The organism is Citrobacter sp. ANG330 (genome assembly GCF_047467925.1).
Taxonomy (GTDB): domain Bacteria; phylum Pseudomonadota; class Gammaproteobacteria; order Enterobacterales; family Enterobacteriaceae; genus Citrobacter_A; species Citrobacter_A amalonaticus_G.
On the sequence record NZ_JASJUI010000001.1, the window covers coordinates 421,862 to 442,129 of the forward strand.

Annotated in this window: 20 protein-coding genes; 6 read left to right on the plus strand and 14 right to left on the minus strand. The window is 55.5% G+C overall.

The window, feature by feature from the left end; all coding sequences use genetic code 11:
• Nucleotides 1–27 precede the first annotated feature (27 nt).
• Genes QNN88_RS02130 through aspS form a run of 3 tightly spaced genes read right to left on the minus strand, consistent with a single transcriptional unit; the run spans nucleotide 28 to nucleotide 3,016 of the window.
• Nucleotides 28–771 (minus strand): YebC/PmpR family DNA-binding transcriptional regulator, encoded by a 744-nt coding sequence (locus QNN88_RS02130; protein WP_414238770.1) that lies wholly within the window; start codon nucleotides 769–771, stop codon nucleotides 28–30.
• Nucleotides 772–798: 27 nt separating this feature from the next.
• The gene (gene nudB, locus QNN88_RS02135) at nucleotides 799–1,242 is read right to left on the minus strand and encodes a dihydroneopterin triphosphate diphosphatase (RefSeq protein ID WP_414238771.1); all 444 of its coding nucleotides are present in this window, start codon (nucleotides 1,240–1,242) and stop codon (nucleotides 799–801) included.
• A gap of 1 nt (nucleotide 1,243) precedes the next feature.
• On the minus strand, nucleotides 1,244–3,016 hold the full coding sequence (gene aspS, locus QNN88_RS02140) for an aspartate--tRNA ligase (RefSeq protein ID WP_414238772.1): 1,773 nt from the start codon (nucleotides 3,014–3,016) through the stop codon (nucleotides 1,244–1,246).
• A gap of 265 nt (nucleotides 3,017–3,281) precedes the next feature.
• Here aspS and QNN88_RS02145 point away from each other — a divergent pair, with 265 nt between their 5' ends.
• Genes QNN88_RS02145 through cmoB form a run of 5 tightly spaced genes read left to right on the plus strand, consistent with a single transcriptional unit; the run spans nucleotide 3,282 to nucleotide 6,859 of the window.
• Nucleotides 3,282–3,848: a hydrolase gene (locus tag QNN88_RS02145; protein WP_414239335.1), complete on the plus strand. Its 567-nt coding sequence runs from the start codon at nucleotides 3,282–3,284 to the stop codon at nucleotides 3,846–3,848.
• Nucleotides 3,845–4,663, plus strand: coding sequence for a DUF72 domain-containing protein (locus tag QNN88_RS02150; RefSeq protein ID WP_414238773.1), 819 nt, complete (start codon nucleotides 3,845–3,847; stop codon nucleotides 4,661–4,663). The genes QNN88_RS02145 and QNN88_RS02150 overlap by 4 nt, the downstream gene beginning before the upstream one ends.
• A gap of 51 nt (nucleotides 4,664–4,714) precedes the next feature.
• Entirely contained in the window at nucleotides 4,715–5,110 is a 396-nt protein-coding gene (locus tag QNN88_RS02155) for an MAPEG family protein (RefSeq protein WP_414238774.1), read from the plus strand.
• Between the two features lie 40 nt (nucleotides 5,111–5,150).
• Nucleotides 5,151–5,894: a carboxy-S-adenosyl-L-methionine synthase CmoA gene (gene cmoA, locus QNN88_RS02160; RefSeq protein WP_414238775.1), complete on the plus strand. Its 744-nt coding sequence runs from the start codon at nucleotides 5,151–5,153 to the stop codon at nucleotides 5,892–5,894.
• On the plus strand, nucleotides 5,891–6,859 hold the full coding sequence (gene cmoB, locus QNN88_RS02165; RefSeq protein ID WP_414238776.1) for a tRNA 5-methoxyuridine(34)/uridine 5-oxyacetic acid(34) synthase CmoB: 969 nt from the start codon (nucleotides 5,891–5,893) through the stop codon (nucleotides 6,857–6,859). Before cmoA ends, cmoB begins: the two co-directional genes overlap by 4 nt.
• Nucleotides 6,860–7,041: 182 nt before the next feature.
• On the opposite strand, the gene cutC is transcribed toward cmoB, so the two are convergent.
• Both cutC and QNN88_RS02175 read right to left on the minus strand, forming a co-directional pair.
• Nucleotides 7,042–7,788: a copper homeostasis protein CutC gene (cutC, locus tag QNN88_RS02170; protein WP_414238777.1), complete on the minus strand. Its 747-nt coding sequence runs from the start codon at nucleotides 7,786–7,788 to the stop codon at nucleotides 7,042–7,044.
• A 2-nt stretch (nucleotides 7,789–7,790) separates the two neighbouring features.
• On the minus strand, nucleotides 7,791–8,360 hold the full coding sequence (locus QNN88_RS02175) for a VOC family protein (RefSeq protein WP_414238778.1): 570 nt from the start codon (nucleotides 8,358–8,360) through the stop codon (nucleotides 7,791–7,793).
• 238 nt (nucleotides 8,361–8,598) lie between these two features.
• Between QNN88_RS02175 and argS the strand changes: the two genes are divergently transcribed.
• Nucleotides 8,599–10,332: an arginine--tRNA ligase gene (gene argS, locus QNN88_RS02180; RefSeq protein ID WP_414238779.1), complete on the plus strand. Its 1,734-nt coding sequence runs from the start codon at nucleotides 8,599–8,601 to the stop codon at nucleotides 10,330–10,332.
• 166 nt (nucleotides 10,333–10,498) lie between these two features.
• Here the strand turns inward: argS and QNN88_RS02185 are convergent, their stop codons facing one another.
• From QNN88_RS02185 to cheR, 9 genes are all read right to left on the minus strand, one after another.
• Nucleotides 10,499–11,638, minus strand: a complete 1,140-nt coding sequence (locus QNN88_RS02185; RefSeq protein WP_102601514.1) for a glycoside hydrolase family 105 protein — start codon at nucleotides 11,636–11,638, stop codon at nucleotides 10,499–10,501.
• Nucleotides 11,639–11,642: 4 nt separating this feature from the next.
• Entirely contained in the window at nucleotides 11,643–13,226 is a 1,584-nt protein-coding gene (locus tag QNN88_RS02190; protein WP_414238780.1) for an MFS transporter, read from the minus strand.
• A gap of 261 nt (nucleotides 13,227–13,487) precedes the next feature.
• Nucleotides 13,488–13,880 carry a flagellar protein FlhE gene (flhE, locus tag QNN88_RS02195; protein ID WP_414238781.1) on the minus strand — a complete coding sequence of 131 codons (393 nt, stop codon included), beginning with the start codon at nucleotides 13,878–13,880 and terminating at the stop codon, nucleotides 13,488–13,490.
• Complete coding sequence (gene flhA, locus QNN88_RS02200; RefSeq protein WP_414238782.1) at nucleotides 13,880–15,958, minus strand: flagellar biosynthesis protein FlhA; 2,079 nt, start codon at nucleotides 15,956–15,958, stop codon at nucleotides 13,880–13,882. Before flhA ends, flhE begins: the two co-directional genes overlap by 1 nt.
• Complete coding sequence (gene flhB, locus QNN88_RS02205) at nucleotides 15,951–17,099, minus strand: flagellar biosynthesis protein FlhB (protein WP_414238783.1); 1,149 nt, start codon at nucleotides 17,097–17,099, stop codon at nucleotides 15,951–15,953. The genes flhA and flhB overlap by 8 nt, the downstream gene beginning before the upstream one ends.
• Nucleotides 17,100–17,290: 191 nt before the next feature.
• Nucleotides 17,291–17,935, minus strand: coding sequence for a protein phosphatase CheZ (cheZ, locus tag QNN88_RS02210; protein WP_043000339.1), 645 nt, complete (start codon nucleotides 17,933–17,935; stop codon nucleotides 17,291–17,293).
• 10 nt (nucleotides 17,936–17,945) lie between these two features.
• The gene (gene cheY, locus QNN88_RS02215; protein WP_414238784.1) at nucleotides 17,946–18,335 is read right to left on the minus strand and encodes a chemotaxis response regulator CheY; all 390 of its coding nucleotides are present in this window, start codon (nucleotides 18,333–18,335) and stop codon (nucleotides 17,946–17,948) included.
• 17 nt (nucleotides 18,336–18,352) lie between these two features.
• Entirely contained in the window at nucleotides 18,353–19,402 is a 1,050-nt protein-coding gene (gene cheB / locus QNN88_RS02220) for a protein-glutamate methylesterase/protein glutamine deamidase (protein ID WP_414238785.1), read from the minus strand.
• Nucleotides 19,399–20,265, minus strand: coding sequence for a protein-glutamate O-methyltransferase CheR (cheR, locus tag QNN88_RS02225; protein ID WP_414238786.1), 867 nt, complete (start codon nucleotides 20,263–20,265; stop codon nucleotides 19,399–19,401). The genes cheB and cheR overlap by 4 nt, the downstream gene beginning before the upstream one ends.
• Nucleotides 20,266–20,268: the final 3 nt, after the last annotated feature.

Below are 20,268 nucleotides of genomic sequence, written 5' to 3' on the forward strand. Positions count from 1 at the left end.
CTCCGGTTGTAACGGGATTAAGCCAGGTCATTCTAATGTCGCGGCAACCTCATCAGAGATTTCACCGTTGTGATAAACTTCCTGCACGTCGTCACAGTCTTCCAGTAAGTCGATCAGACGCAACAGTTTTGGCGCGGTTTCCGCATCCATTTCCGCTTTGGTCGATGGGATCATCGAGACTTCAGAGCTGTCGGCTTTCAGACCGGCGGCTTCCAGTGCGTCACGCACTTTACCCATCTCTTCCCATGCCGTGTAGACATCAATCGCGCCATCATCAAAGGTCACAACGTCTTCCGCACCCGCTTCCAGCGCCGCTTCCATAATGGCGTCTTCGTCCCCTTTCTCGAAAGAGATAACGCCTTTTTTGCTGAACAGATAGGAAACAGAACCATCCGTCCCCAGGTTACCCCCGGTTTTGCTGAAGGCGTGACGCACTTCGGCAACGGTACGGTTACGGTTGTCAGACAGACACTCAATCATCACTGCCGTGCCGCCAGGACCATAACCTTCATAGATGATGGTTTCCATGTTCGCATCATCATCACCACCCACACCGCGGGCGATTGCACGGTTCAGCGTGTCACGGGTCATGTTGTTCGCCAGCGCTTTGTCGACAGCCGCACGCAGACGCGGGTTCGCATCCGGATCGCCGCCGCCCAGTTTGGCCGCCGTCACCAGCTCACGAATGATCTTGGTGAAGATTTTGCCGCGCTTCGCATCCTGCGCCGCTTTACGGTGTCTGGTGTTGGCCCATTTACTATGACCTGCCATAAATATTTCCTCAAAAAGCACGCCCTCTCAGGCGATGTTAATCACAAATTCTTCAATCGCCTGCCGGTTGCTCCATGACTTGGTGAGCGCCGCCGCAGCTGGCGCATCAAGCCACTGGTAGGCCAGATGTTCACTAAAAATGATCTGACGCTCGTGCGGCAACGCAAGGCAGAACCAGGATTCTGTATTGCGCAACACACCCGGTGCATAGCGATGACGTAAATGAGAAAAAATCTCAAACTCCACCGTGCGCTGACAGTCAATTAAGGTCAGTTGCTCAACCGCAACGTCAATGGCGACCTCTTCCTTTACTTCGCGCATGGCGGCCTGCGACGCAGTCTCTCCCTCTTCCACACTGCCGGTAACCGACTGCCAGAATTCAGGATCGTCGCGTCGCTGCAACATCAGCACCCGTTTCGAGTCCTGCGCGTAGATAACGACCAGAACCGAAACGGGACGCTTATAAGCCATATCAGTTTTTCTCTTCCTTTTTCACCACGTCGATACCCAGTTCAGCCAGTGCTGCCGGGTTAGCGATGCTCGGCGCTTCGGTCATCAGACACGCCGCAGCGGTGGTTTTCGGGAAGGCGATAACATCACGAATATTATCGGTGCCGGTCAGCAGCATGGTCAAACGGTCAAGACCGAAGGCCAGACCCGCGTGCGGCGGCGTACCGTATTTCAACGCGTCGAGCAGGAAGCCAAACTTCTCACGCTGTTCCTGTTCATTAATGCCCAGAATGCCAAACACGGTCTGCTGCATTTCACCGCTGTGAATACGCACGGAACCACCACCGACTTCGTAGCCGTTGATAACCATATCGTAGGCATTCGCCACCGCGCCTTCTGGCGCCGCTTTCAGTTCTGCAGCCGTCATGTCTTTCGGTGAGGTGAACGGGTGGTGCATCGCGGTCAGGCCGCCTTCGCCGTCGTCTTCGAACATTGGGAAGTCGATGACCCACAGCGGCGCCCATTTCGTTTCGTCAGTCAGAGCCAGGTCTTTACCCAGTTTCAGACGCAGCGCGCCCAGCGCGTCGGCCACCACTTTCTTGTTGTCCGCGCCGAAGAAAATCATATCGCCATCTTGTGCGCCTGTGCGCTCAAGGATGGCTTCCACGATTTCCGCGTTGAGGAACTTCGCCACCGGGCTGTTGATGCCTTCCAGGCCTTTCGCTCGCTCGGTAACTTTGATATAAGCCAGACCTTTTGCACCGTAGATCTTAATGAAGTTACCGTAGTCGTCGATCTGCTTACGGCTTAAACTCGCCCCGCCCGGTACACGCAGCGCAGCAACACGGCCTTTCGGATCGTTCGCCGGTCCGGAGAACACAGCAAACTCTACGGCCTTCAGCAGGTCGGCCACATCCACCAGTTCCATCGGATTACGCAGGTCCGGTTTGTCGGAGCCGTAACGACGCTCGGCTTCGGCAAAGGTCATGACCGGGAAGTCGCCCAGGTCCACGCCTTTTACGTCCTGCCACAGACTGCGCACCAGCGCTTCCATCACTTCACGCACCTGTTCGGCAGTCATGAAGGAGGTTTCCACATCGATCTGGGTGAATTCAGGCTGACGGTCAGCACGGAGGTCTTCGTCGCGGAAGCATTTAACAATCTGATAATAGCGGTCAAAGCCGGACATCATCAGCAGCTGTTTGAACAACTGTGGAGACTGCGGCAGCGCGTAGAATTTACCTTTGTGTACACGCGAAGGAACCAGATAGTCACGCGCGCCTTCCGGTGTGGCTTTGGTCAGCATCGGGGTTTCGATATCGAGGAAACCGTGGTCGTCCATAAAGCGACGTACCAGGCTTGTGATCTTCGCGCGGGTTTTCAGGCGCTGAGCCATTTCCGGGCGACGCAGATCCAGATAGCGGTACTTCAGACGCGCTTCTTCGGTGTTCACGTGGTTAGAGTCAAGCGGCAGTGATTCTGCACGGTTGATGATCGTCAGCGAAGAGGCCAGCACTTCAATTTCGCCGGTGGCCATCTCACCGTTGACGTTTTTCTCGTCACGCGCACGCACGGTGCCCGTCACCTGGATGCAGAACTCATTACGCAGTTCAGAGGCCAGCTTTAACGCGTCCGCACGATCCGGATCGAAAAACACCTGCACGATACCTTCACGATCGCGCATGTCGATGAAGATCAGGCTACCAAGATCACGACGACGGTTGACCCAACCACACAGAGTCACCTGCTGCCCCACGTGGGACAAACGGAGCTGTCCGCAATATTCTGTACGCATGAGATATCCCTTAATTAGCCGCAGGCGGATTGTCGCCTGTCTTGCAGGCCACGATGTCGCAGCTTTAACTGTATGTCACAACTGAATGAAAAAAGGCGGCTATTATACTGGAAATTCAGCCGCACGATAAGCCCGGTACTGACTGTACGCCTGTTTCCTGGACGGGCATTGCGTATTCTCACAAAAAATAACAAAAATTGTCGCTCCTTACACACCCAATCGCGATTAAGGTGTATCGGAACTTTGATTTATGACGGGAGTTATGATGTTACAACTGAACGCTAAAACAACAGCCCTGGTCATTATTGACCTGCAGGAAGGGATCCTGCCCTTTGCCGGCGGCCCTCATGGCGCCAGTGACGTGGTCGCGCGCGCCGCCCGTCTGGCACAGACGTTTCGTGCTAACGGCTCCCCGGTGGTGATGGTCCGTGTGGGCTGGTCTGATGATTACGCCGAAGCGCTTAAACAACCCGTTGATGCACAGGCACCAGCCAAAACGTTGCCGGAAAACTGGTGGGCCTATCCGCCAGCGCTGGGCAAAGCCGACAGCGATCTGGAAGTCACCAAGCGCCAGTGGGGCGCATTCTATGGCACGGATCTTGAGCTTCAGTTACGCCGCCGCGGTATCGACACCATCGTACTGTGCGGGATTTCGACCAACATCGGCGTCGAGTCCACCGCACGTAACGCCTGGGAACTGGGCTTTAGCCTGGTGATTGCCGAAGACGCCTGTAGCGCCGCCAGCGCCGACCAGCATCAGAACAGCCTGACGCATATCTTCCCTCGTATTGCGCGTGTGCGCAGCACAGAAGAGATCGTCAACGCCTTATGATCTACATTGGTCTGCCGCAATGGTCGCACCCAAAATGGGTGCGTCTTGGGATCACCGGTCTTGAAGAGTATGCCCGCCACTTCAACTGTGTGGAGGGCAATACAACGCTGTACGCGCTGCCAAAAGCGGAGATTGTGGCACGCTGGTACGCCCAGACCACGGATGCGTTTCGTTTCTGTTTTAAATTCCCGGCGACCATTTCCCATCAGGCGGCTCTGCGCAATTGCGATGATCTGCTCCACGAATTCCTGACCCGGATGTCGCCGCTGGAAAGCCGCATCGGTCAGTACTGGCTGCAATTGCCCGCCACCTTTGGCCCACGCGATCTCCCTGCTCTCTGGCATTTTCTTGATGCCTTACCACAGGCGTTTACCTACGGCGTCGAAGTCCGCCATCCTGAATTTTTCGCTAAAGGTGACGCTGAACAGCAGCTCAATAGCGGATTGCATCAGCGCGGGGTGAATCGGGTTATCCTCGACAGCCGTCCGGTACACGCGGCCCGTCCACATAATGAAGCCATCCGCGACGCCCAGCGCAAGAAACCGAAACTGCCGGTTCATGCGGTAGTGACCGCGAACCATCCGCTGGTGCGCTTTATCGGCAGCGATGATATGCAGCAAAACCGGGAATTCTTTGCCGACTGGCTAAAAAAATTACCGCTCTGGGAACAGGCCACCACGCCGTATCTCTTTTTGCATACCCCGGATATCGCACAGGCTCCGGAACTGGTCGATACCCTGTGGCAGGACTTGCAAGACGTCTTACCGGATATCGGAACTGCTCCGTCCATTCCACAGCAATCTTCTCTTTTCTGAAATTGCCACCTATCATAGACAGTGCCATCAGCCATTTTAAAGGGAGTTTGTATGGTAAGCGCGCTGTATGCCGTTTTGGGTGCGTTGTTGTTGATGAAGTTTTCTTTTGACGTTGTCCGCCTGCGGATGCAATACCGCGTTGCCTATGGTGACGGCGGCTTCAGTGAACTCCAGACTGCTATTCGCATTCATGGTAATGCGGTGGAATATATTCCCGTCGCGTTAGTGCTGCTGCTGTTTATGGAAATGAACGGCGCTGAAACCTGGATGGTGCATATCTGCGGCACTATTCTGCTCGTGGGTCGGCTGATGCATTATTACGGTTTCCATCACCGTCTGTTCCGCTGGCGTCGCTCCGGCATCAGCGCCACCTGGTGCGCCTTGTTGCTGATGGTGCTGGCAAACCTTTGGTATATGCCCTGGGAGTTGGTTTTCTCCCTGCATTAGCGCACAATACGCCACTTTATTTTTCCCGGATTTTTACGTTATGTCTCACCGCGACACGCTTTTTTCTGCGCCTATCGCCAGCCTGGGCGACTGGACCTTTGATGAACGGGTAGCCGAAGTCTTCCCGGATATGATCCAGCGTTCTGTTCCCGGCTATTCCAATATCATTTCGATGATTGGCATGCTTGCCGAGCGCTTTGTACAGCCAGATACGCAGGTCTACGACCTGGGCTGTTCGTTGGGTGCGGCGACGCTCTCGGTGCGTCGCAATATCCATCATGAAAACTGCAAAATTATCGCCGTTGATAACTCCCCGGCGATGATCGAACGCTGCCGCCGTCATATTGATGCTTACAAGGCACCCACGCCAGTTGAGGTGGTGGAAGGCGACATTCGCACTATCGACATCGAAAACGCTTCAATGGTGGTACTGAATTTTACCCTGCAATTCCTTGAGCCACCGGAGCGCCAGGCGTTGTTGGATAAGATTTATCAGGGGCTGAATCCGGGCGGCGCGCTGGTGCTGTCGGAAAAATTCAGCTTCGAAGATGCGAAAGTGGGCGAATTGCTGTTCAACATGCACCACGACTTTAAGCGAGCCAACGGCTACAGCGAACTGGAGATCAGCCAGAAGCGCAGCATGCTGGAAAACGTGATGCTGACCGATTCCGTCGAAACCCATAAAGCGCGCCTGCATCAGGCCGGTTTTGAGCACAGCGAACTGTGGTTCCAGTGCTTTAACTTTGGCTCACTGGTGGCATTAAAAGCTGAGGCGAGCGCATGATCGACTTTGGTAACTTCTATCAGCTGATTGCCAAAAATCACCTTTCCCACTGGCTGGAAACGCTACCCGCGCAGATTGCCGCCTGGCAGCGCGATCAGCATGGCCTGTTTAAGCAGTGGTCAAACGCGGTGGAGTTTCTGCCGGAACTGACGCCATACCGTCTGGATTTATTGCACAGCGTGACGGCGGAAAGTGAAGCGCCGCTGAGCCCGGGGCAGATCAAGCGTATCGACACCCTGATGCGAAATCTGATGCCATGGCGTAAAGGGCCATACTCGCTGTATGGCGTAAACATTGATACCGAATGGCGCTCTGACTGGAAATGGGATCGCGTACTGCCGCATCTGTCGGATCTGACCGGTCGCACGATTCTGGATGTGGGTTGCGGCAGCGGCTACCATATGTGGCGCATGATTGGCGCGGGTGCGCATCTGGCTGTCGGCATTGACCCGACGCAACTGTTTCTGTGCCAGTTTGAAGCGGTGCGTAAACTGTTGGGCAGCGATCAGCGGGCGCATCTGCTGCCGCTGGGGATAGAACAACTTCCGGCTCTGAATGCGTTTGATACCGTCTTTTCGATGGGCGTGCTGTATCATCGTCGTTCGCCACTGGAGCATCTCTGGCAACTGAAAGATCAACTGGTGAAAGACGGCGAACTGGTGCTGGAAACGCTGGTCGTTGAAGGCGATGAGAACACTGTGCTGGTGCCGGGTGATCGCTACGCGCAGATGCGCAACGTCTATTTCATTCCTTCCGCGCTGGCGTTGAAAAACTGGCTGGAAAAATGCGGCTTCGTTGATGTTCGCATCGCGGATGTCTGCGTGACGACGACCGAAGAGCAGCGTCGTACCGAGTGGATGGTCACCGAGTCGCTGGCCGATTTCCTCGACCCGAACGATCACAGCAAAACTGTTGAAGGCTACCCCGCCCCGTTACGTGCCGTATTAATTGCGCGTAAGCCGTGATGTTAAGAGTCATAGGCCGAATAAGACATTAGCCGCATCCGGCATTTTGCCGGGGCGCTTCGCTTGCCCGGCCTACAACGTCATTCATCAGGCAAATTTAGCGTAAAAAAAGGCCCCTGTTGAATGGGCAGGGGCCTGGTACGAGCAAGCATCATATTGGGCGACATGATGCAACGGTAAAATCATTTGGCCTGATGGCGAACAATGATTCCTTTCATCTCAGCAACCGACTTGCCGTCTACCGCATAGCGGGAATATTCATCCGCTTGCTTGTCTGTCGACATCGACAGCCCCTGATTGCGATAGCGCATGGGTGAAACCAGCAAGGTTCCGGCGGAGCTGTGTACTTCCCGTACTCCGGCATCCAGGAAACGCGGCAGATTTTCTGCGCGAACCCCCGCTCCGGCCATAATGATTGGAGCACCGGGTTGAGCGATAAGTTCAATAATATTTGCTAAACCTTGCACCGCATCGGATTTTTGCCCTGACGTCAGCACTCTGGCGACACCCAGCTCCGCAAGATTATTCAGCGCATTTAACGGATTAGCGCACATATCGAACGCGCGATGGAAGGTCACAGCCAGAGGACCCGCCTCGTCCATAATCTGCCGCATGCGTGGCATGTCGACATGACCGTCAGGATCAAGAATACCTGTCACCAGTCCGGGAAAACCCAGTTCACGCACGGTTCGTACATCATCCAGCATCGCCGCGAACTCACCGTCGGTATAACAAAAATCGCCACCGCGTGGCCGGATGATCGGATGCACCGGAATCGTCACCGCCTGACGAACCGAGCGCAGCACGCCCAGTGATGGCGTTAAGCCTCCTTCTTTTGGCGCGGCGCACAGTTCAATGCGGTCCGCGCCGTTTTGCTGCGCCGTAAGCGCGCACTCCATGCTGTAACAACAGATTTCCAGCAATGTCATATTCACTCCTGTTGCTGTTCACTGGCGACAATTGCCTCAATCGACCACGGATGGAACTTGACGGTGACCTTCCCGTCAGTGACCGCCAGCGTCGGGTTCGGCAGACGTTCGTGTTCCCCTTTCGGTGAACTGGTTTTGACAAAAATGCCCGGCTGGCTCAGCCCGTCATCGGAAAGCAGTGCCAGTGCGCGTGCATTCAGGGTTTCAGGAGAGCCTGGCAGGACAATCTCAATGTGTTCCCACCCTTCATGAGGATACCGCTTTTCGCCTGGCCACGGCAGTTCCACAATGCTTAAACGCCAGTGCGCAACGCACACCGGCTCATGCAGTCTGAACAGACAAATCGGTCTGCCGTTAATGGTATTTTCCGACAGCAACTCGCCACATTGTTCAAATCCTCGACGCCAGCGTTCAGCAGTGGCGTTCTGATGACAGCGCAAAGAAATGTGATCGGCCTCAAGCGGTGCAACATCCAGACCGAGGCGAGTGGAAAGTTCTGTGAACGCCTGAGTGAATCGCGGTAAATCTGCGGAAATATCATGCAGTTCGTCAATGGTCTGCCAGTTCGCCATAATAAGAGCTCTTATCGGTGTTCAAAGCCGCTAATTTACTCCGTTGACCTCTCGCAACCAACCGCAGATTGCAGGATTTGCGGTATGCATGCTTATGCACTCCTTTAACGCTTATTTTCTGTACGTGCTTACGGCTGCGCGGTGCTGACGCAGTGCGGCATTTGCAGTATACTCCCGCCCTTAATTCTTAAACTGGTGCGGTCAACATCAACCCGCTTCATCAACGTAAGGTATTCCGGTGAATATTCAGGCTCTTCTCTCAGAAAAAGTCAGTCAGGCCATGATTGCTGCAGGCGCGCCTGCAGATTGCGAACCGCAGGTTCGTCAGTCAGCAAAAGTACAGTTCGGCGACTATCAGGCCAATGGCATGATGGCAGTTGCTAAAAAACTGGGTATGGCGCCGCGACAACTGGCTGAGCAGGTGCTGACTCATCTGGATCTGAACGGTATCGCCAGCAAAGTTGAAATCGCGGGCCCTGGCTTTATCAATATCTTCCTCGACCCGGCATTCCTGGCGGAACACGTAGAACAGGCGCTGACCTCCGATCGTCTCGGCGTGGCAAAACCGGCGAAGCAGACGGTGGTTGTCGATTACTCCGCGCCAAACGTGGCGAAAGAGATGCACGTCGGTCACCTGCGTTCCACCATTATCGGTGATGCCGCCGTGCGTACCCTGGAATTCCTCGGCCACCATGTTATTCGCGCCAACCACGTCGGCGACTGGGGCACTCAGTTCGGCATGCTGATCGCGTATCTGGAAAAACAGCAGCAGGAAAACGCCGGTGAAATGGCGCTGGCGGACCTCGAAGGTTTCTATCGTGAAGCCAAAAAACATTACGACGAAGATGAAGCCTTCGCCGAGCGCGCCCGTAGCTACGTGGTAAAACTGCAGGGCGGCGACGAGTACTTCCTGCAGATGTGGCGCAAGCTGGTCGACATCACCATGTCCCAGAACCAGATCACCTATGACCGTCTGAACGTGACCCTGACCCGCGACGATGTGATGGGCGAAAGCCTGTACAACCCAATGCTGCCGGGGATCGTGGCCGATCTGAAAGCCAAAGGTCTGGCCGTCGAAAGCGAAGGCGCCACCGTCGTATTCCTTGATGAGTATAAAAACAAGGAAGGCGAACCGATGGGCGTCATCATTCAGAAGAAAGATGGCGGCTATCTGTACACCACCACCGATATTGCCTGCGCCAAGTACCGTTATGAAACGCTGCATGCCGATCGCGTGCTCTACTACATCGACTCCCGTCAGCATCAGCACCTGATGCAGGCGTGGACCATCGTGCGTAAAGCCGGTTACGTTCCGGACTCCGTGCCGCTGGAACACCACATGTTCGGCATGATGCTGGGCAAAGACGGTAAACCGTTCAAAACCCGCGCCGGCGGCACAGTGAAGCTGGCTGATCTGCTGGACGAAGCGCTGGAACGCGCCCGTCGTCTGGTAAGTGAGAAGAACCCGGATATGCCGGCAGACGAACTGGAAAAACTGGCCAACGCCGTCGGGATTGGCGCGGTGAAATACGCCGATCTCTCCAAAAACCGTACCACCGACTACATCTTCGACTGGGACAACATGCTCGCCTTCGAAGGCAATACCGCGCCTTACATGCAGTACGCCTACACTCGTGTGCTGTCGGTATTCCGTAAGTCCGGTCTGGATGAAAATGATCTGGCGAACGCGAAGGTGCAGCTCAGCGAAGATCGCGAAGCGCAACTGGCTGCCCGTCTGCTGCAGTTCGAAGAGACGCTGACCGTTGTTGCGCGTGAAGGGACGCCGCACGTAATGTGTGCCTACCTGTATGACGTCGCCGGTCTGTTCTCAGGCTTCTACGAACACTGCCCAATCCTGAGCGCAGAAAACGAAGAAGTCCGTAACAGCCGCCTGAAACTGGCGCTGTTGACGGCAAAAACGTTGAAGCTGGGTCTGGATACCTTGGGTATCGAAACCGTAGAGCGGATGTAAAGGGTAAAAATCAGCGTACGTCGGGTTGAGGATGATGACACACCTCTGCCTGATGGCGCTTCGCTTATCAGGCCTACGGACCACTGGTTGATGTCGTGTAGTTTGTAGGCCGGGTAAGGCATAGCCGTCACCCGGCCTAAACGCGAATCCGTACGTATTCAGGCTATCAGAAATACTTCCGTAAATACTCCGTCAGACACAGCATCGCCATCGCCTGGCCGTAGGGCATGGACGTCAGCGGAATCGCCCGATAGAAGTCGAGATCGTGGCCCATTCCCGTACCGAAAGACGTTTGCAGCAGCTCCCCTTGCGGGGAAATGTTGCGCACAATTCCACGAATCGCTTTTTCCGCCACGTCGGCATAGTCCGCACTGACATAACGCTTGCGTACCGCTTTTAAAATTCCGTAAGCGAACCCTGCAGTGGCGGAGGCTTCCAGGTAGGAGTGCGGATCGTCAAGCAGCGTATGCCACAGCCCGCTCTCATCCTGGCAGTTTGCCAGCGCGGCAATCTGCGCATTCAGCACCTGCACCAGATAACGGCGCACGGCGTTATTTTCCGGCAGATCCACCAGTTCGAGGAAGTCCGGGATCACAATGGTCAGCCAGCTATTGCCGCGTGCCCAGCGGGCGCTGGCAAAGTTATGATGCCCGTCGTAATTCCAGCCGTGGAACCACAGGCCGGTCTCCCGATCCATCAGATTCTGTACGTGCAGCAAAAACTGATAGGTCGCCTCTTCCACATATTCAGGACGCTTAAGCAACTTACCGATTTTCGCCAGCGGCAGTACCGTCATCATCAGGGTGTCATCCCACATTTGCTGATGGTTCTCTTCCGCCAGCGTGATGTGCTGCATACCACCGTGATCGGTGCGTGGCATCTCATACATCGCCCATTCCGCCCATGCGTCGAGCCACGGCAGATACGCCGGATTACGCGTCTCCTCGTAGCGATACGCCAGCGTCAGGAACGGCGCCATCGTGTTGACGTTTTTGGTGGTGGTCCCTTCGGCGAAACGGTCAGCAAACCAGTTGTCGATGATGTCGCGCATCGTTTCGTCGCCGGTTTGCTGGTAGTACTGATACATCCCGTACAGCCCGACGCCGTGCGTCCATTCCCACCCTGCCCAGCCTTTGGTGTCTATCACACGTCCGTCGTCCAGGCGCAGCAGAAATTGACCCGTCTCGTCCTTGATATTCACCAGATTGGTCGTCACCGTCTGAATTAACGCTTTCAGCGCTTCCCGTGAGATAAACCGTTCCGGCTGACGCAGTAACGAGCTATGTTTGACAGGCCAAACCTTCATATTTTTAACCTCTGTGATAAGTCGAATTCCATATCGCGGCCTGCTTCAGCGAAGGAGCCGCGGGTTTATTACGATTCAGGTAACCAATGTTGTTGTTACCCCAAAGTGATTCATACGGCAGTCCGGCAAGCATCTCGACGGTGGCGCGTGCCTGCGGAGTAATACTTTCCGGCATTGCGCGACCGGATTCGCGCATTTTCACCGTCTCTTCGCGCAGCGTGCAGTGAGTCTGCAAATTCAGTTTAAAGCGCAGGGAGACCAGGAAGCCGCAGGCCAGCACCAGCAGCGTACCGCAGCTGAGGATCAGCAAAATGGTATGACTGACCGATTCGGGTTGCGTATGTTGCCCGGAGACAAAACCCGACATCTGCATGACAATCCCGACCAGCATCACCGCTCCTGCCTGCGATGCTTTACGCGTCAGAGTCATGATACCGGCGAAAATCCCTTCGCGACGCTGGCCGGTAATGACTTCATCCACATCCGCAATGTAGGTGTAGGTGTTCCACGGAACATAGTTGATACCGCCGCGGCCCAGACCGGCTACCGCAGAAACCAGCAGCAACAGAGAGTAGATGTCGCTCAATCCGGCGTAGTAAAGCACCGCGTAAGAGAGCGAGCTCAGACCGAACAACACCACAACCATTCGATAGGACGGCGCGGGCCCAAAACGGATGCACAGCGGGATCATGGCGATAACCGCAATGAACTGGAAAATCGCCATCGTGCCGAGCAAATTCGACGCCATTGACGCTTCCTGCATCAGGACAAACACCACATAGTAGGTAAAGACGGCGTTGAACACGTCCTGCGCGATGTAACCACCGAGATACATCCCCAGATGTTGACGGAAAATCTTAATCCGCAGTGTAGAACTTAACTCTACGAACAGGCGGTTCATGCTCTGGCCGAAGGTGAGACTTTTTTTCTCTTCTTCCGCCCGCAGCGCCGCTTCCGTCCACTCTTCACGCGGGCGTTCCCAGGTAAAGAACCAGACAAAGGTCAGCATCAGTGCGCACAGCACCGAAAACACCAGGCTGGCATAAAAGAAAGAGATTGGGTTGTCCTTCCCGAACGCCGTTAACAAAATACCGGGCAGGAAAGAGGCCAGAATAGCGGACATTTGCGCCATACCGATACGCGCGCCGGAAAACTTGGTTTTCTGTTTGAAATCATCGGTCATCTCCGGCACCAGCGTCTCGTAAGGCACCAGAATCATGGTATAGACGATATCAAACAGCAGATAGGTCAGCAGGTAATACCAAAAGCTCATATCCCCTACCCACATCAGCGAGTAGCTGAATACGCATGGGATCCCCAGCAAGATAAAGAACTTACGCCGACCAAAGCGTTTACCGAACCAGGTGGAACCGAAGTTATCAGTCAAAAAGCCCATCAGTGGACTGACGATAGCATCAAGCACCCTTGCAGCCGCAAAGATGAAGGTCGCTTCAATAGGAGAAAGCCCACAGAACGTCGTATAGAAATAGAGCAGCCAGGCCGCCGTGAGCGCCGTCGTGCCTGCTCCCAGAAAATCACCTGAACCATAGGCGAAATAATTCACCAATCCAATTTTACGTGTTTTCATTGCCGTTAACCCTGCAAATGGTTGGGGGACTCCCGGCCGGTTGGCTGCGCCAAAGGAGTTCTTACACGGCTACAGTAGAAGCTTACAAAGTGGGATACCTTTTCGTTTTTGCCACCTGCGGGAGTGAAATGGCAAAAACACAAAGAGACCGGCAACACGTGTCACCGATTTATAAAACAGCGTTTCTTTTCAATCAAAAGACAAGGTCAAAAATGCGAGTCAGGCAGCAGTTTCACCCCTGCCTGATGAGGAAAACAACCGTCAACGATAGTTCACAATCACCTGATTGCTCTGGACTTTTAATGCAGGAATTAAGCGACCACCGCCGGGGACTTCCCAGATAAAACGTAGTGGTTCAACGGCGGGTACGTTGCTGAAAGCCAGCGTGGTGCCGCTCTGCCCTTCTATCTCTACACAGCGCGATTGTGAACATAAGCGCACGCGTAAACCGGCAGGCGTCGGGCCATTAAGTTCATATCGCCAGGCGACCAGCGTCATCAGACCGGAGACGGGCTGGCTGGATGAAAGCGGTGCCGACGAGGCCGCCACACCGCGATGATTCAGGGTTATGCCGATACTACTGGCCTGCCACGCCCCTTCCCCGGCAGCCTGTACCGCCAGCGGAAAAAGTAACAGCCAAAGCAGTTTGCGCATTATTTACCTCCAATCGTTGCCGTCATGCGGATGTTACGGTTATCGGACAGTTCCATATTCGACAGCACCACCAGTTGCGGCAGGCTGCGACGCAGGAAGCGCGACAGCAGTGGACGCAACGCATGGTTAACCAGCAGCACCGGCGGCGCCCCCAGCATTTCCTGGCGGGACAGCGCCTCCTGAGTTTGCGCCAACAGACGATCGGCAAGGCCCGGCTCCAGTCCACCGCCACCCTGTAGCGCCTGCAGCAGCAGACGTTCGAGCGCGGTATCGAGGCCAATCACATTAACTTCATGATTACCCGGGAACCACTGCTGGGTGATGGCGCGCCCCAGCGCCACGCGGACCACCGCCGTAAGTTCATGCGGATCGCTCTGCAATGGCGCATGTTCCGCCAGCGTCTCCAGAATGGTACGCATATCGCGAATCGGCACTTTTTCATCCAGCAGGTTCTGCAACACTTTATGCAGCGTGGTCAGGGTCACCACGCCCGGCACTAAATCTTCGGTCAGCTTCGGCATCTCCTGCGATACGCGATCCAGCAGTTGCTGCGCTTCCTGGCGACCGAACAGTTCAGCCGCATACTGACCAATCAGATGGTTGAGATGGGTGGCGACCACGGTACTGGCCTCCACCACGGTAAAGCCCTGGATCTGCGCCTGCTCTTTTAAGGCGCTTTCGATCCAGATAGCGTCCAGACCAAATGCCGGATCCACCGTCTGTTCGCCGGGTAATGTCCCCGCCGCTGTGCCTGGGTTTATCGCCAGCCAGCGTCCCGGGTAGGCGTCGCCGCTGCCAATCTCCACCCCTTTCATCAGGATGCGATAATGCGCGGGTTGCAGATCCATGTTGTCGCGGATGTGCACCACCGGCGGCAGAAAGCCCATATCCTGGGCGAACTTTTTACGAATACTGCGGATACGCCCCAGCAGTTCGCCGTCCTGCTGAAAATCGACCATCGGGATCAGGCGATAGCCCACTTCCATACCGAGAGAATCTTCCAGTTGCACATCGTTCCAGGTGGCTTCCACCACCGAGTTGTTTTCCGGAACTTTAGTCGGTTGCGACTCGACAGGCGCCTTCTGCTCACGTCCCCGGATCCACCAGGCCAGCCCCAACAGCGCGGCGGTAAACATCAGGAACACCAGGTTTGGCATGCCCGGCACCAGCCCCAGCAACCCCAGTACGGCGGCGCTGAGCAACATTACGCTGGGATTACTGAACAGTTGCCCGACCATCTGCTCGCCGACATCCTGATCGGTACTGACGCGGGTGACGATGACACCCGCCGCGGTTGAGATCACCAGCGCCGGGATCTGCGCAACCAGACCATCACCGATGGTCAGCAGGGTATAGCTTTCCGCAGCGTGCCCCATGGTCATCCCGTGTTGCAGCACGCCCACCAGCAGACCGCCCACGACGTTAATCACCATAATCAGAATACCGGCGATGGCGTCGCCACGAACGAACTTACTCGCACCGTCCATCGAGCCATAGAAATCAGCTTCCTGGGTCACTTCAGAACGACGCTTTTTCGCCTCATCTTCACCGATAAGACCGGCGTTCAGGTCGGCGTCAATCGCCATCTGTTTACCCGGCATCCCGTCAAGGACGAAGCGCGCGCCCACTTCAGCGATACGCCCGGCACCTTTGGTGATAACCATGAAGTTGATAATGACGAGAATAACGAACACCACGATACCGATAGCAAAGTTACCGCCAACCAGGAAGTGGCCGAACGCTTCAACGACCTTGCCTGCCGCCGCCGCGCCGGTGTGCCCTTCCATCAGAATGATACGCGTGGAGGCTACGTTCAGCGCCAGACGCAACAGCGTGGTGAACAGCAGGATGGTCGGAAACGCGGCAAACTCCAGCGTGCGCTGAGTGAACATCGCCACCAGCAGCACCATAATCGACAGCGCGATGTTAAAGGTAAACAACAGGTCAAGGATGAACGCCGGCAATGGCAGAACCATCATCGACAGGATCAGCAGGATAAGGATCGGCCCGGCAAGGATCTGCCACTGCGTGGTTTTCATGTTGTTGGGCAGGCGCAGCATCGCGACCAGATTAGCCATCGGTAGTCTTCTCGTTCATAAAATCCAGAGCCTCAGGCACCGGAAGATTTGCAGGTTGTGGTGGACGTTCCCCACCGGCGAGTCGCCAGCGTTTAAGCTGCCACACCCAGGCCAGCACTTCCGCGACGGCGGCGTAGAGTTGACCAGGGATCTGCTGACCAATCTCAGCATGGCGATAAAGCGCACGTGCCAGCGGCGGCGCTTCAAGGGTGGGAATTTTGTTCTCGGCGCCGATCTCACGAATGCGCAGGGCCACGAGTCCGGCCCCTTTCGCCACGACTTTCGGCGCGCTCATCTTATTCTCGTCGTATTGCAGCGCCACCGAGTAGTGAGTCGGGTTGGTGACGATGACATCGGCATTCGGGACATCACTCATCATGCGTCGACTCGCCGCCTGGCGCTGCATCTGTCGGATACGCCCCTTCACATGCGGGTCGCCTTCGTTCTGTTTAAATTCGTCACGGATATCCTGGCGTGACATACGCAATTTTTTCAGATGGCTCATGATCTGGAAAATCACGTCGAATCCGACCATCGGGATCACTCCCAGCACCACCAGCAGCGCACACAGGCCAACAAGATCCAACGCATTGCCCATCGCCGTGCGTGGAGACTCCGCCATCAGGCGCATCATCTCCGGCCAGTTATGCCACAGGTAGAGTGCCGTCACGCTGCCCACCAGCGTGGATTTCAGAATCGCCTTCAGCAGTTCCGCCCCGGTCTGCGCGGAAAACATGCGTTTGATGCCGGGTAGTGGATTGAGCTTGGAAAATTTGGGTTGTAGCGATTTACCGCTAAAAACAAGACCGCCGAGCAGGACCGGCGAGATCAGCGCCACCAGCACCACGCCGGTGATCAGCGGCAGCAACGCGATCATCGCTTCTTTAATCAGCAGAATAATTTGCCCGAGGATCAGGTTGGGGTCATTGACCATGCTGTGGTCAAAGCGCAATCCCGCCGACAGCATGCCCGATAACCGTCTGGCCAACGACTCGCCGCCAATCCAGATAATGCAGACGCCCACCAGCAAAATCAGCAGTGAGGTCAATTCTCTGGAACGGGGGATCTGCCCCTCTTCCCGCGCTTTCTCAAGTCGGTGGGGAGTGGGGGCTTCTGTTTTGTCGTCGTTCTCTTCGGACACGCATCAGATCCTGGATGGGCTTATGAGCGAAAATGATGCCAGAACAGCATTGAGTTAATGGCAAGAGTAAGCAGCAAAAAAGGCGGGGTTTATGGCCTTAATGGTGAATGCCGGAGGCGATGCGGCGCATCTTATCGGGCCTACATGAGGTGTGTAGGCCCGATAAGCAAAGTGCCACCGGGCAATGAGAGCTAAAACCCGAGGCTGTCCAGCAGGTCGTCCACCTGGTCCTGGCTTGCGACAACGCCCGCTTTGGTCGCATCGACCTGCGGGCCATTCAGCAGGCTTTCACTTTCGCGTTTGGGTCGGGAACTCTGCTCCGGAATGTTTTCCAGTAGCACCATCAGCAACTGACGTTCGATCTCCTGAATCACATCCATCATGCGCTTGATAACCTGACCGGTCAGATCCTGGAAGTCCTGCGCCATCATGATGTCGAGCAGTTGCGCGTTGGTGAAACTGGTATGTCCGGGCACATCACCGAGGTATTTGCGCGTATCCGTCACCAGTTCGCGGGCGTCAGAGAGCTCAATCGGGTTTTCAAACCACTCGTCCCAGCGCTTGCTCAGCGCCTTCGCCCCTTTCTCCATTTCGTCCTGATGCGGCTGAGAGGCTTCAACGCTGTTCAGCGCTCGCTCAGCGGCCTGCGCGGTCATCTGCACCACGTAGTCCAGACGATCGCGGGCATCGGGAATGGCTTCTGCCGCTTCGGCGATGGCCTGGTCCAGCCCCAGTTCGCGCAGGCTATCACGCAGCATACGGGTCAGGCTACCAATGCGGGCAATGATATCCCCGGCAGAATGTTCATCTACGGGTTTAATCTGTGGTTGCATCATGGTCAGCCCCTTACATGCCCAGTTTCTCAAAGATTTTATTGAGTTTTTCTTCCAGCGTCGCCGCGGTGAACGGTTTCACCACGTAGCCGCTGGCTCCGGCCTGCGCCGCCGCGATGATGTTCTCTTTCTTCGCTTCTGCCGTTACCATCAGCACCGGCAAGGATGACATTCCACTGTCCGCGCGAATAGTTTTCAGCAATTCGAGACCATCCATATTCGGCATGTTCCAGTCGGAAATGACAAAGCCAAACCCACCTGCCTGCAGTTTATTCAACGCATCGGCGCCATCTTCAGCCTCTTCCACGTTGTTAAATCCCAACTCCTTAAGCAGGTTACGCACAATGCGACGCATGGTGGAAAAGTCATCCACAACCAAAAACTTAAGCTCTTTATCCGCCATAAAAAATTACTCCTGATTCAAATACGTATTGCCTGTCCGGCACTGATTTTCGCCAGCATCTGCTGGCTTACCTGACTAAGATCGACCACTTCGCTGACACCACCCATATTGATGGCTTCGCGCGGCATGCCGAACACCACACAACTTGCTTCATTTTGCGCAATCGTCCAGGCGCCCGCCTGGTGCATCGCTAACATTCCGGCGGCTCCGTCGTTGCCCATCCCCGTCAGGATCACCCCGACGGCGTTGCGCCCCGCATATTTCGCAACCGAATGAAACAGCACATCCACCGACGGTCGGTGCCGGTTAACCGGTGGACCGTCATGAATTTTTATTTGATAGTTTGCCCCGCTGCGCGCCAGCTCCATATGCTTGTCGCCCGGCGCAATGTAGGCATGACCTGGCAGAACGCGCTCGCCGTCCTCCGCCTCTTTCACACTGATCTGACACAGCTTGTTCAGACGCTCGGCGAACGAGCGGGTAAAGCCCGGCGGCATATGCTGCGTAATAATGACCGCCGGGCTGGAGAGCGGCAGCGGTTGCAGCACATGGCGAATCGCCTCGGTACCGCCTGTCGAGGCGCCAATCGCTATCAATTTTTCCGAACTGAGCAGCGGTCCCGCCTTTAGGGTGACCGGCGCCGCAAGTGGTTTATGGGCCGTCAGGCTTGCACGTGACGCCGTGCGCACTTTCTCCGCGATCATCTCGCTGTAGGCCAGCATCCCTTCGCGGATCCCCAACTGCGGCTTGGTGACAAAATCGATCGCCCCCAGTTCCAGCGCCCGCAACGTGACTTCCGACCCTTTCCCGGTCAGTGACGACACCATCACCACCGGCATCGGACGCAGCCGCATCAGCTTTTCGAGAAAATCGAGACCATCCATCCGCGGCATTTCGACGTCCAGCGTCAACACGTCAGGGTTATATTTTTTGATTAAGTCACGAGCGACAAGCGGATCGGGTGCGGTTGCCACCATCTCCATATCGCTATGGCTATTAATAATTTCAGTCATGATTTGACGCATCAATGCAGAATCATCGACCGACAACACCCTGATTTTACTCATGCTTTACCCTTACTTAGCGCATAAACCGTTTGTCCGCGCAGGCTAAAGTCGCGCACGAGGTTACTAAAGTTTTCTGAATGCCCGGCAAACAGCAGACCATCAGGCTTAAGGAGAGGAACAAAACGGCGCAAAATGTCCTGCTGCGTCGTTTTGTCGAAATAAATCATCACATTACGACAGAAGATAGCGTCGAACGGCCCCGGCACGTTGTACTGCTTATCGAGCAGGTTAATCCCGGCGAACTCGACGTGGCTTGCCAGCTCCTGACGCACGCGAACCAGTCCGTCATGCGGGCCCGTTCCGCGCATGAAATAGCGCTGTAACTGCTGTGGCGACAACGTTTTCAGTTCGTCCAGGCGATAGATCCCGCTGCGGGCCTTTTCCAGCACTTCGGTATCGATATCGCTGGCAAAAACCTTCCAGCGCCCAGGCGCCATACCCAGCGTATCAGCCAGCGTAATGGCGATACTGTACGGTTCTTCACCGGTCGATGCCGCCGCGCTCCAGACCCGGTATTCGCCGCTGTGGCGACGGGCGCTTTCAGCCAGCACCGGAAAGTGGTGTCCTTCGCGGAAAAAAGCGGTCAGGTTAGTGGTCAACGAGTTGATAAAAGCCTGCCATTCTGCGCTGCTTTGATTCGCCTCCAGCACGCTGAGATAGTGACCAAAATCATCCATTCCCAGCGTGCGCAGTCGACGAACCAGGCGGTTGTAGACCATATCCCGCTTGTGGTCCGCCAGCACGATCCCCGCACGCTGATAGATTAATTGACATATCCGACGAAAGTGCGCGTCGGACAGCGCAAGGCGCTGGGTCATCTGTAACAATAATGACGTTTGCCCGTTGGGCAGAGATGATGTCATAGC